This window comes from Paenibacillus sp. SRL342 (genome assembly GCF_984798905.1).
Window position 1 is genome coordinate 5,841,767 of record NZ_OZ481790.1, and the last position, 12,690, is coordinate 5,854,456.

Below are 12,690 nucleotides of genomic sequence, written 5' to 3' on the forward strand. Positions count from 1 at the left end.
CTTATTCAGGTGACGATCATATATAGAGTTGTAATTTTTTTCACATTTCGAGACTGTCCGCAGTCCCCAATGCATATAGAGTCACAGGACTCACTTTAATGAAAAAATTAGCTTTACGTACGCAGCACACGCTGCACCGGGTAAATAAGAGTTAGTCCATATAAGAAGGCGGCAGTTGACCGCATCTTTGCTATGTAGTTCTGTATACAGATCCTACACACAACTCAAATCCGGTTAAGAACAGGAGGAAACAGTATGTCTACATTGGTAACACCGTTCACAGACAAAAGAATGGCTGAAATCGTTGAGAAAGTGCAGAACGGCGTAAGGCTGAACGTAGAAGACGGCGTATATCTGTATGAAACAGATGATCTGCTGACTTTGGGCCAGCTGGCCAATGAGGCCAACTTGCGGAAAAATGGTAAGAAAGTATATTTCATCGAAAACATGAGTCTTTATTTTACGAACGTATGCGAAGCCCACTGCGCTTTTTGTAATTTCCGTAAAGACCAGGGTGAAGAAGGCTCCTATACATTATCTGGTCAGGAAATGATCGATTATGTAGAACAGCATATTCATCCGGGCGTGCGTGAGTTCCATATTGTAGGCGGACATAATAACCATGTTCCTTTTCAGTATTATGTCGATTCCCTGCGTGCTTTAAACGAGAAATATCCGGATGTTACGCTGAAAGCCTACACGGCAGCCGAGATTGATTTCTTCACCCGCATCAGCGGACTCAGTATTAAGGAAGTTCTGCAGGAGCTGCAAAAAGCAGGTCTGAAAACATTGACTGGTGGCGGCGCTGAGATTCTGTCGGATGAATATCGCAAAAAAATGCGTGTAGACAAAGCGAACGTCGATCGTTATCTTGAGGTGCACCGTACTGCTCATAACCTGGGCATGCGTACACATACTACGATGTTGTATGGATCGATTGAATCCTATGAGGACCGGGTCAACCATATGGTGCAGATCCGTGAATTGCAAGACGAGACCAACGGATTCATGGTCTTTATCCCGCTTTCCATGCAGCCAAAAAGTAAAAACGCGAGCATTATGCGTCGTAACTCGGCTTATGAGGATCTCAAAACAATTGCGATCAGCCGTCTGATGCTGGATAACATCGATCACATCAAAGCATACTTCATTAATATCGGTCCACAGCTAGCTCAAGTTGCCCTTGGATTCGGTGCTTCGGATGCACACGGCACAATCGTCCGCGAACGGATTAGTCATGCGGCAGGTGCACTCACTCCTGAAGGCCTTACACGTAAAGAGCTCATATGGCTCATTAAGGGTGCAGGACGTATTCCGGTAGAACGTGATACGTTCTACAATGAAATTCAAGTGTACGAATAGGATATAACTCCATCACAACCAATATTGCACCAGCACCACTCCAGAACGCAGCTTTCATTATAGGGAGACGTTTGAATTCGAGTGGTGCAAACTGCTGAATAATATCTTCAATTTTCAACGTCTACTTTTTAATTATTCAAAACCAAACAAAAGGAGCAGCTATGTTATTGCATAGCTGCTCCACAGTTTACAGCCCCATTTCAGTGGGACTGATGCAGAAAGGAAGCCGAGTCATGAAAAATTTCGTCATTCTTGGAGGCGGTTATGGCGGCCTCACCATCATCAAGGAACTTCTGGAGGGTAAAATTCCATCCGATACACAAATTATTTTGGTGGACCGCAGCCCCTTTCAGGGATTAAAGACCGAATATTACGCACTCGCAGCAGGAACCGTATCTGATTATGACCTGCGTATCCAATTTCCAGTGAGCGATAAAGTCACTTACCGTTATGGAGAAGTTACTTCGATTGACCTGGAACAGCGTCAGATTGAATTTGAAGGCCAAGACCCGCTCGTGTATGACAAACTTGTCATTGGACTTGGTTGTACGGACCGTTTCCACAATACACCAGGTGCCGAAGATTATAGCTGTACCATTCAGAGCTTTAGCAAAACACGCGAGACCTACCTTCGCCTTAATGAAGTCAAAGCCTATGGCAATGTGCATATCGTAGGCGGTGGACTAAGTGGTGTCGAGATGGCAGCCGAACTTCGTGAGAGCAGACCGGATCTAAACATCAGCATTTTGGATCGTGGTGAACGTGTATTATCCGCTTTCCCGCAACGTCTATCCGTGTATGTGCATGAATGGTTCAACGAACATCAGGTAGAGACACGCGGGCATATCGCCATTTCACGTGTTGAACCTAATGCTATCTATAACCGGGATGAACAGATTCTAACGGATGCTGTCGTGTGGACTGCAGGCATTCAGCCCGTAAAAGTGGTACAGGATCTGGACGTGACCAAAGACCCTCAAGGACGTGTCGTCCTGAATGAATACTACCAAATCCCGGAATATACCGATGTGTATGTCGTTGGTGACTGTGCCAGTGTACCTTATGCACCTAGCGGTCAAGCTGCGGAAGTACAGGGTGAGCAGATCGCCCATATTCAGCATGCCCTCTGGAAAGGCGAAAAGCCCAATCCACATCCACTCAAGCTTCGTGGCACACTGGGTGCTCTCGGCAAGAAGTCTGGGTTTGGGCTGATGGGCAAAACGTCCATGATGGGACGTGTACCTCGTATTTTGAAAAGTGGTGTGCTCTGGATGTCCAAGCGCCATCTCGGTTAGTCGAGATCGAGCTCGTCCCAGACATCGGCTTCGGCAATTTTGGCCAGAATGGCGTTATATAGATCTTCCACTTTGTCCGTGATGACAACTTCACCATTCACCAGTGCAAATGGAGTCATGGAACATTGGCCGCAGTTGGTGAGGCAGCCGTATTCAATCACGTCATAGTCTGGATTTTCTTCCAGTTGATCCATGACTTCATCTGTGCCAAAATGCATATTATTGGCACAAAATTCAATAATCGGTCTCATTTAGGTTCACCTGCTTTGTTTGACCATTTTAATTTGTGGCCATTTGTAATATAATATAGGAAGGAAAGGAGTTGAACAATATGAGCGAAAACGCACAAAGCACCATGTATGATGAGGTATCTGATGTGCTTGATAAACTTCGTCCGTTCCTGCAGCGCGATGGCGGTGACGTGGAACTGGTCGACGTGGAGGACGGCATCATTAAGCTGAAACTGGTCGGTGCCTGCGGCAGTTGCCCAAGCTCCACCATTACCTTAAAAGCCGGGATTGAACGTGCCCTTCTCGAAGAAGTAGAGGGTGTACAAGAAGTCGTACAAGTATTCTAATCAATCCTTCACGAAATAAACCTCAAGAGCCTTTCGCTTCGCATGAAGCGGAGGGCTCTTTTTTTGTGTGCATATGCAGAGAGTCCATTTCATCTGTCCCTTTGACGGGTTTCCACGAACAATCCTTCAATTCACCTTTTAAGTATCCTCGCGCTGTATGGTTGGACGAATCGGATCAAGTCCTCCAGATACATCCATAATGTTGCCTGTTATAAAATCGGAATGATCCAGGCACAGATACGTAATCACTCGTGCAATATCTTCACCGCTGCCTGGTCGCCCTCTTGGCGTTTCGACATCGGTGATGCCTGCCATTTCATCAATCGTTTTCTCTTTGTTCGCACCACGAATGTCACCTGGACATACCATGTTAACCGTAATTCCATACGGGGCTTCTTCAACCGCGAGTGTCTTTGTAAAAGATACCAGACCCACCTTGGCAGCCGCATATACGGCGCGATGAGGCCAAGATCTTGCTTCTCCAGCATGACTGAAGCCAAAATGGATAATGCGTCCCCATTGCTTGCGTCTCATCTCTGGCAATACACGCTGATCCAGTACCATCGGTCCCAACAGATTTCCCTGCACAAGCATCTGGACCTCAGCTTCAGAATAATCCGCAAATAATCGTCGTTCACGGACAAATGGACCCGCGTTATTCACCAAAATATCAATGCTGCCCAGGTTGCCTTCCACCTGCTCAACCAATGAAGAGATATCTTCCACCTTGGATATATCAGCCTGGATGGCAATGCACCGCACACCCTTGGCTATAATCTGAGCCTTTAAAGCCTCAGCTTCTGTTCTACTGTGTACATAGTTAAGGGCAATATGACACCCTTGATCTGCCAGACTGAGGGCCGTCATTTTACCAAGACCTTTGGCACTTCCCGTTATGAGGGCAATCTTTCCCTTCACGTTCATCCCCCTCTTCAAAGAGCAGTCACTATCCAGTATAAAAGATTTATCGTCCTCCTACAACTCACTTATCCACAAGGGATTATCCACCTTTAATTCCAAATATATCTTGATTGAAAACAAACACCTATGGTACTGTCGAGGATATAACCCGAAAGGACCTCTACATGAATATGAAGAACAAAAGATGGATAGCATTTCTTACACTTTTAATGTTGAGTTTATTCACAGTCTTTAGTGCCTTACAGGTATCAGCCGCAAATGAGACTGAACAAGCACCTGATGAGTATGATTGGATTACTGGACCAGCATCTGTCTCTCTGGACGGTAAGGCCACCCTGGAAGTCCCTGAAAGCCATTCCTATCTGGATAAGCCCAATACCCAACGCTCGATACTTAACAGTGATGGAAAACCTAATGGGAACGAAATCGGAAGCCTAACCAGCAATAGTGAATTCGGCTCGTGGTATGTTGTGTTTGAATACGTGAAAACAGATCATATTCATGATGACGATCAGAATTTGAGTGCTGAAGAACTGTTAAGCAGTTATATCCGAGGCACAGAAGAAGATAACAGAGAACTTGATCCTGAATATAGAACGTACATAACGGGGTGGGAAATCGAACCGGCATATGACAGTACCAAACATCAGTTGGTTTACTCCCTTGGTTTCAAGAATGCTGATCAGCAATCCATGGTCAATTACAATGTAAAACTCCTGACACGCGAAGGGTACGTCACAGCCATTCTGGTTACAGATACGGCCAACTTTCAACAGAGCCGTCAGGCATTCGAGGAAACCGTACTTCATAAGCTTAGCATCAATGCAGGATACACCTACGAGGAGTACAATGCTTCGACTGACAAAACATCCACCATAGGGCTCAACAGTCTTCTGATGGGCGGGATCGGATACACAGCTTCCCAGAAATTCAGTGCTCTTCTTTTGATCAAAAAAGGATGGGCGTTGATCCTCGTTGTCGTCCTTGGGCTGATCGGTTGGATCAGATACAAGATCAAAAGCTCACACGGAGAAGAAGAGAAACTCTCTCCCTCCGAGAGGACGTACCTGCAAGAAGCAGATGAACAGCAGCATGCTGATCAAAATGAATTATCCTATTACCGCCAATCTGGACATCAATCTGACGTGGATAAACCGGAAAAGCTCTGACTTATGTTGATCCCCACGTCAGCACAGATTAGGAAACATAAAATAAGCCGTATATCTCTTCAGAAGAGATATACGGCTTATTCTTAATAGCTTCACATCATATCATACATATCGTGAATTATTCAGTTGCAGGTTCAACTGCACCTTTATAACGTTCTTTGATGAATGTTTTTACTTCTTCGGAGTGCAAAGCAGCAGCCAGTTTTTGGATTGCATCTGCATCCTTGTTGTCCTCACGGGAAACGAGGATGTTTGCGTATGGGTTACCTTGCAGATCTTCGATCAGCAAAGCATCATTCGCCGGATTCAGGTTCGCTTCGAGCGCATAGTTAGCGTTGATAAATACCAGATCCGCTTCATCCAATTGACGAGGCATCATGGCTGCATCCAGCTCGATGATATCCAGGTTCTTCGGATTGGCTGTGATATCTTGAATCGTAGATGTAATATTTGTGTTGTCTTTCAGCGTAATGATACCTTCCTTCGCAAGCAACAACAGTGCACGTCCACCATTGGATGGGTCATTTGGAATTGCTACTTTTGCGCCGTCTGCCAATTCATCCAAAGACTTAATCTTTTTGGAGTATCCACCAAAAGGTTCAACATGAACAGGTGTTACAGAAACGAGGTTGAATCCACGTTCTTTATTCTCTGTGTCCAGATAAGGCTGGTGCTGGAAGAAGTTTGCATCCAATTTTTTGTCAGCAAGTTGCTGATTGGGTTGAACATAGTCATTGAACGTGACAACTTGCAGACGGATACCTTGTGCTTCCAGTTCAGGCTTGATGCTTTCCAGAATCTCTGCGTGTGGTGTAGGTGAAGCTCCAACTTTCAATTCAACTGTACGAGGTGCACCTGCTGAATTGTCTGCGCCGCTATCGGCGTCCTTGTTGTTTCCGCAAGCTGCGAGAACCGCAATCAACATAAGACTAAGTAGAGCAAAAGACCATTTTTTCATGTGTAAAACCCCTTCTCTAATCATTTTTGTCATGTGGCATCTGCATTAATGCATATCCATCATGTTATCTATGTGTTATTTCCTGGTGAAAAATGTAACCAAGCGATCTCCAGCCATCTGGAGAATTTGCACTAGAATGATCATCGACACTACGGATATGATCATAATTTCATTTTGATAACGGAAGTATCCATAGTTGATTGCCAGTGTTCCCAGACCTCCACCGCCAACCATGCCCGCCATCGCCGTATAGGAGACGAGCGTAACAATGGTGATCGTTATACCAGCAAGCAGTCCAGGCAGTGCCTCAGGCAGTAATACCCGTCTTACAATCTGTCCGGTCGATGCACCCATCGACTGTGCCGCTTCAATGACACCACGATCAACTTCTCGCAACGTCGTCTCCACCAAACGAGCGAAGTAAGGAGCTGCCGAAATAACCAAAGGTGGTATAACACCAAGCACCCCCGTAGCTGTACCGACGAGTATACGAGTGAATGGAATAAGAGCAACAATCAATATGATAAATGGGACTGAGCGCAAAATATTCACAATCAGGGATAGTATAGTGTACACTGCCCGTGACTTAATCGAAGCAGATCGGGCTGTCATGAATAGCAGTACTCCGAGCGGTAAACCTAAGATAACGGTAAACAAGCCTGATACACCCAAAATTTGCAGTGTCTCTATGGAAGCTTTGCCAACCTCTTCCCAACGTACGGTTGAAAAATCCATCTAACGAAGCACCTCCACATCAAGTCCCTCAGCGGTTAATTCTGATATCGTCCGATCAATCGCATTTGAATCACCCTCGAACCGAACGGTCAGTTGCCCATAAGGAACCTGTTTGATCGTAGAGATTGTACCTTGCAGGATGGCAAAATCCACGCCTGTTTTACGTACCGTTCTAGACAAAATCGCTTCATACGTTTTGTTACCCAGAAATGATATCTTCACAAGTTTGGAAGCAGCACCTGCCTGCAATTCAACGCCTGCATTTGCCAGAGCGGTCTCTTCCAGAGCAAGTCCAGCTTCATGGTCACGCATCATGAAGTCCCGCGTAATCGCATGCTGCGGCTTCAGGAACACGTCTGTTACAGGTCCTTGTTCCACAATGCCACCTTGATGAATGACAGCCACCTTGTCACAGATGTTCTGAATGACATGCATCTCATGTGTGATCAGCACAATCGTAAGGTTGTACTTTTCATTAATGTCGAGTAATAACTTAAGGATTGAATTTGTCGTCTGCGGATCAAGTGCCGAAGTAGCCTCATCACAGAGAAGAACATTTGGGTCACTTGCAAGTGCTCTCGCAATCCCTACACGTTGTTTCTGGCCACCCGATAATTGAGCCGGATATTTGCTGCTGTGGTGCTCCAGACCAACCAGTGCAAGCATTTCCTTCACTTTGCGATCAATGGCTTCCTTGGGTGTATTCACAAGCTTTAGTGGAAAAGCTACATTGTCATATACCGTTGCCGAAGATAACAGATTAAAGTGTTGAAAAATCATCCCGATCTTGCGTCTCTGTTGCTGCAATTCGGTTTTTCTTAGTTCAGTAAGGTTGATTCCGTCGACCCATACCTCACCCTCCGTAGGCCGTTCCAGCAAATTAATACAGCGAATCAATGTGCTTTTGCCCGCTCCGGAATGGCCAATCACTCCGTAGATTTCGCCCTTTTGGATGCTTAAATTCAGCTCGGACAACGCTGTTGTAGATTTTGCCCCTTTGCCGTACGTTTTCGTTAAACCTTTTAATTCAATCAATCGCACTTGCCCCTTTCCAACCACCTACATGTATCTTTACCCGATCTAAAGGAAAACTCCCCTTAAAGTACAAAAAAAGAGCCCTTTGCAGATACAAAGAGGGCTCTTTACGTGAAAGAATATACCTTCTCATCTGCCAAAATCGTGTCTCGCACCATTTTGTAGGAATTAGCACCTAACATCTATAACGAATGATACATGTATCATGTCGTTACAAATCGGTTGCCGGGCTTCATCGGGCCTGTCCCTCCGCCGCTCTCGATAAGAAATATGTTGTTGTAGGATTTTATAAGTTCATGTAGTTTATGCTTTATAATGTGAACGTAACTTTTGAAATATCAGTTCAATCTTTGTCACTGTAACATTCTAATTGAAACTCAGTATATTCCAAGTATTCCGATTTGTCAAAGGGAATTATTTCTTTTCCATATTTTGTTGATATAACTATAAGAGGCTGTTAACGTTTCACAGACCATATCCACGCCCTGACGCATTTCCTGCACATGCTGATTCAGATCCTCCAATTTCACTTTACCTTGCAGGGTCTGATGTAACTGCCACAGGTCATCATGCATTTCAGAGTTCATGTAGTGAATTTCCATATTACGTCGTTTGCGCAGCTTGCTCATCGGTTCACGATAAGAGTCCTTGATCTGTATTAATTGCAACGCAAGATCATGATGCTCCCTCGCATAATCGAACTGCCTTAACACCGTAAAATAAGAAAAATGCGCTTTGGTATTGGAAGTATTCAGCTGGAATATTTCATTTAATACCGTGCCCACTTTATCCAGAATGGCAAAGCAGCGGATAAAGCCATCTTTGTAGAAATACACATATCGGGCATACTCGGCTTTTTCAGTCGGCGTCATATCGTTCGTTGAACCTGCAACGACCTTTTTGCGAAAATGAGCAGCAGCGAAACAGCTTTGCTCCAGTTCATCCAGTGAGGAGATGAGTCCCTGCGTCCACACATACAGCTTTCGATAGTCATGCGTGGGATCATGGTCTACATGCATTTGTCGCTGAAATAGCTCAAGCGTATGCGCCATTGCGTCCATCGCTGCCTTCAATTTACCTTCGTTTATACGTGGCTTTTCCCCCAACAACGTTCGTAGCATATCTAACCTCCTCTTTTCCAAATCAACAAGAATTCATCACCGTAAACGTAAAACATCATCCATTCCGTGTAATTGCTGCATGCCATAGGTTGCCCTGATCCCACTGACATCAAACAAAGTCCACCTGTCCAATGATGTACATCACTGGGTGGTGGACTTTCATGTTTAGCCCAAAAGAATGGAGCTATGTCTTAGAATCGATTAACCGGGCGATGCAGCTTGTACACCAGGAAACTCATATACGTTAAGATTCCGAACAATAGGGCAATATCCAGCATATGAGCAAGAGCTACGAACATGTATACTTCCGGACGGTTCATTGTCACCATCATGAAAATACCAATGACTACTTGCATCAGAATAAGAACAACGGATACCACACCAAGAGTACGCATTTCCTTGTTGTCCGGATGATTACGGTAAGCGAAGTGACCCAGGATTGCGATAACAATCACGAGCGACGCAGCTGCTGCACGGTGAGCAAAAGCAACCGCTACCCCACCTGAAAGCTCAGGAATAATCTGCCCGTTACAGAGCGGAAATCCGGAACATCCGCCGGCAGAATCCGTGTGGCTCACAAATGCACCCGTGTATACCACGAGATATGTGTAAATGGTGGAGAACCAGACCAGATTCCTGAATTTTTTAGTGACCCGAGGGTATTTATTCAGGCGCTCCAATCCACCATCTTTGGCCTCCTGCCTTATGCCCAGCGCCATCATTAGGGAACTGGCAAAAGCAATCAGTGCAAAGCCGAAATGCAGTGCCATGACTGCTGAAGATTGGGAGAAGACGACGGCAAAAGCCCCCATGATTCCCTGGACGATAACAAATACCAGAGTTAAGAAAGAAAACAATTGCAGGTCACGGCGTGACTTGCCGAATCGCAGAAAAGCCACAAACGAGGCAATGGACAACAGTCCAGCCAGTGCACTTACAGCGCGATGGGAATATTCAATGAGTGAAGCCACAGTATGTGCGGGAACGAGTTTTCCGTTACATAAAGGCCATTCCGTTCCGCAGCCAAGGCCCGATTCCGTTTTGGTTACAATGCCTCCACCAAAAGTGGCCAGAAACATGACAAGACAGGTTAATACGGTTAACCATTTAAACAAAGTTAAGTGTTTCAATTTTTTCTCACCCGCTGTTGGTTTAAGATGGCGAAGAATATTCTCCGCTTGTTTCGGTACTTTGACACTTATTTCACAACTAAATTCATTATACCGGATAAAATGTTCATTGACGTCGCGCTTTGTGACAAAATGTTAACGTCTGGTGAAATAATGACCCACAGGTCATTGGTGATATGTACAGAAACGTTTCTTATATAGAACAAGTCGAACACACAAACGCCATTTCCCTATTTCAAGAGAAATGGCGTTCTTTGTATTATACCCTTTTACAACATGAACCTCTCATACTTTTATATAAGTTCAATGAAACATTTACACAATAGCGGAGAGGACAGAAATAACCAGAAGAAGCGAAGCGTTCGCCTTTATCCCCAGATTTCCCCCTTTATAAAAGGGATCAAAGAAATCTGGAGATAACAGCGATCGGAAGGTTATTCTGTCATCGGAGTGTCTATGTAAATTTATCAAACTTATATAACATTATTTATGGATCGTGTTGTACACCTCAACTGCGCGATCCAGGAACTGCTCAATCTCTTCTCTCGACTTGCGCAGCTTGTTCACATACCGTACCAGTTCGCGGCCATCTGTATACGCCACAAAGCTTGGGATGCCAAGAATATTCTGTTCTTCACTAACAGTTCCAACCTGATCCACATCGACCTCAATCAAAGTCAGTTCACGTGCATATTTCTCTTCAACCTCAGGCATAAACGGATCGATGTATTTGCAGTCACCACACCAGTCTGCCTTGAATACGGCAATCGTCAAACGTGGGGATTGGATGGCTACATCAAAAGCCGGTTTGGAAGTAATCTGTTCCATTCGGTTCATCTCCCTTTCTGTACCTTGTCTTACCCTAAGTGAAGCAAATTGGCGAGTGGAAGTCAAATAATCAGCGCATACTTAGAATAACCACATGGTCTGTGAAATTAAACCCAGAACATCATGAAAGGATGTCACATCATGACTTCCACCAGAACCGATTCTTCCAGCGAACAACATCACGGGTCCCTCCTGCAGATGGTTCGTTCCATTCCGGGTGCTGCCCGGGAAATATGGCGTGGCAAACAGGCTGCATGGCAAGCTTCAGCACAGCTTCGTCACCCTTTGCGTGACATCGAGTGGGATACCGATACGGCAGCTGCCTTACAGTCTGAGGTGGAGCGTTTGTTACCTGCCAGCAGCAAATCTTTTGCACGCACGGACCAGGTTCAAAGCGCACTCGTCTGTGAAGAAGATTGCATCATTCTGGAAGAGATTAAGACACTGACCCAGGAGCACAATCGGAGTAATATCACCCGCACGGCAGCCTATCTGGAATGTTATGAGCAATATCCCGAACTGCATTGGGCACTGCTGGCCCATATGGTCTCTCGCAACGGCGGATATCACATGACAGATCTTCAGAGTGACTTGATGCATAATCTGCAGAATCAAAGCGATCGCGAGCGTATGTATCGGCTGCTGGAGCGATGCAATGCACTCATTTTCCAGGATGCATATCCCCAGCTTCTGCTGTATATGAACAGCCGTCGCATCGGACGAAGCTGTTTCCATCTCTTGTCGCACTTTCACGTATCGGCGTTTATGACGCCGTTTTGGGAACGCTTTTGGCTGGAACGATGCAGTTCACTGCTAAGTGTGGCATTAATTATTAATGAGCAGAACTATATCGAGAGCCGAGTCGTGCAGCATCCTTATTTTCAAAAAGAAGTACTTTCCAAACCCGCATTCCATCTGCATAATCTGGCCGGTCTGAATCATATCGTCTTCCCTCTTGGACGAGGAGCAGGACTCGCAGGACGCGTCATTGAACATTTTGGCAAGTTGGATGAGCGAATCATGTTTGGCAAAGGCCTATATGCTCTGTTGTTTGGCGTGGAGCAAGTACACACACAAGTGTTGGAGTTCGCACGTTTGGTTCCCCATCGTGGCTCGCGCGCTGAATATTGGCCTGGCCTGTTTACCAATCGTGAAGACGAGGCGGGTGAACATACATTATACGCTCAGGCGTTACTGGATGAGGAATGGCTTCCAGAAGGGCAACGATTATATAGTCCGGAACTGCTCTCCGTATGGGGAGACACGCCTTATGAACCGATCACCAGACAGGACTGGCTTCAGACTCGGGATTGCCTCGGTTATCTGACGGCACCGCGGCGTCCATGGCTATTCGAGATGAGTCACGAACACCGGTATGGCATGCTGAAAACAGCACTGGCTCATGATGCTAAAGCCATCACACACTAATCTAAAGATCATATAGAGCAGGCAAAGACGGATGATGTGAACACCGATGTACCGCTAATCCTCGCTTGCTGGACTAATGTAAAGTTCAGTCGCTCAGCTCTCCTTATCTATACAAAAAGCCCTGTCCGCTT

At 45.5% G+C, this 12,690-nt stretch carries 13 protein-coding genes and 1 riboswitch; of the genes, 5 read left to right on the top strand and 8 right to left on the bottom strand.

What is annotated here, in order from left to right; all coding sequences use genetic code 11:
• The first annotated feature begins 255 nt into the window (after window positions 1-255).
• Complete coding sequence (mqnE, locus tag AC4E8D_RS25730) at window positions 256-1,362, top strand: aminofutalosine synthase MqnE (RefSeq protein WP_047841294.1); 1,107 nt, start codon at window positions 256-258, stop codon at window positions 1,360-1,362.
• A gap of 233 nt (window positions 1,363-1,595) precedes the next feature.
• Entirely contained in the window at window positions 1,596-2,657 is a 1,062-nt protein-coding gene (locus AC4E8D_RS25735; RefSeq protein ID WP_036673332.1) for an NAD(P)/FAD-dependent oxidoreductase, read from the top strand.
• Here AC4E8D_RS25735 and AC4E8D_RS25740 read toward each other — a convergent pair.
• The gene (locus AC4E8D_RS25740) at window positions 2,654-2,908 is read right to left on the bottom strand and encodes a YuzB family protein (RefSeq protein WP_036605750.1); all 255 of its coding nucleotides are present in this window, start codon (window positions 2,906-2,908) and stop codon (window positions 2,654-2,656) included. The two genes, AC4E8D_RS25735 and AC4E8D_RS25740, sit on opposite strands and share 4 nt — an antisense overlap.
• Window positions 2,909-2,988: 80 nt before the next feature.
• Between AC4E8D_RS25740 and AC4E8D_RS25745 the strand changes: the two genes are divergently transcribed.
• Window positions 2,989-3,234, top strand: coding sequence for a NifU family protein (locus tag AC4E8D_RS25745; RefSeq protein WP_053783253.1), 246 nt, complete (start codon window positions 2,989-2,991; stop codon window positions 3,232-3,234).
• 138 nt (window positions 3,235-3,372) lie between these two features.
• Here AC4E8D_RS25745 and AC4E8D_RS25750 read toward each other — a convergent pair whose 3' ends face one another.
• Window positions 3,373-4,152, bottom strand: a complete 780-nt coding sequence (locus tag AC4E8D_RS25750) for an SDR family oxidoreductase (RefSeq protein WP_221823574.1) — start codon at window positions 4,150-4,152, stop codon at window positions 3,373-3,375.
• Between the two features lie 212 nt (window positions 4,153-4,364).
• Between AC4E8D_RS25750 and AC4E8D_RS25755 the strand changes: the two genes are divergently transcribed.
• A complete protein-coding gene (locus tag AC4E8D_RS25755; protein WP_221823576.1) occupies window positions 4,365-5,324 on the top strand; it encodes a DUF2167 domain-containing protein in 960 nt (319 codons plus the stop codon).
• A gap of 118 nt (window positions 5,325-5,442) precedes the next feature.
• Here AC4E8D_RS25755 and AC4E8D_RS25760 read toward each other — a convergent pair whose 3' ends face one another.
• From AC4E8D_RS25760 to AC4E8D_RS25785, 6 genes are all read right to left on the bottom strand, one after another.
• On the bottom strand, window positions 5,443-6,282 hold the full coding sequence (locus tag AC4E8D_RS25760) for a MetQ/NlpA family ABC transporter substrate-binding protein (protein WP_036605748.1): 840 nt from the start codon (window positions 6,280-6,282) through the stop codon (window positions 5,443-5,445).
• 75 nt (window positions 6,283-6,357) lie between these two features.
• Complete coding sequence (locus tag AC4E8D_RS25765) at window positions 6,358-7,017, bottom strand: methionine ABC transporter permease (RefSeq protein ID WP_036673326.1); 660 nt, start codon at window positions 7,015-7,017, stop codon at window positions 6,358-6,360.
• Window positions 7,018-8,052, bottom strand: a complete 1,035-nt coding sequence (locus AC4E8D_RS25770) for a methionine ABC transporter ATP-binding protein (RefSeq protein WP_221823578.1) — start codon at window positions 8,050-8,052, stop codon at window positions 7,018-7,020. It abuts the gene before it with no gap.
• Window positions 8,053-8,178: 126 nt separating this feature from the next.
• Window positions 8,179-8,320, bottom strand: a riboswitch (SAM riboswitch).
• 136 nt (window positions 8,321-8,456) lie between these two features.
• Window positions 8,457-9,173, bottom strand: coding sequence for a Cthe_2314 family HEPN domain-containing protein (locus tag AC4E8D_RS25775; RefSeq protein WP_221823580.1), 717 nt, complete (start codon window positions 9,171-9,173; stop codon window positions 8,457-8,459).
• Window positions 9,174-9,364: 191 nt separating this feature from the next.
• Complete coding sequence (locus tag AC4E8D_RS25780; RefSeq protein ID WP_221823582.1) at window positions 9,365-10,303, bottom strand: COX15/CtaA family protein; 939 nt, start codon at window positions 10,301-10,303, stop codon at window positions 9,365-9,367.
• Window positions 10,304-10,786: 483 nt separating this feature from the next.
• Window positions 10,787-11,131, bottom strand: a complete 345-nt coding sequence (locus AC4E8D_RS25785; protein ID WP_017692403.1) for a thioredoxin family protein — start codon at window positions 11,129-11,131, stop codon at window positions 10,787-10,789.
• A gap of 141 nt (window positions 11,132-11,272) precedes the next feature.
• Here AC4E8D_RS25785 and AC4E8D_RS25790 point away from each other — a divergent pair, with 141 nt between their 5' ends.
• On the top strand, window positions 11,273-12,559 hold the full coding sequence (locus AC4E8D_RS25790) for a DUF2515 family protein (protein ID WP_221823584.1): 1,287 nt from the start codon (window positions 11,273-11,275) through the stop codon (window positions 12,557-12,559).
• The last annotated feature ends 131 nt before the right edge of the window (window positions 12,560-12,690 follow it).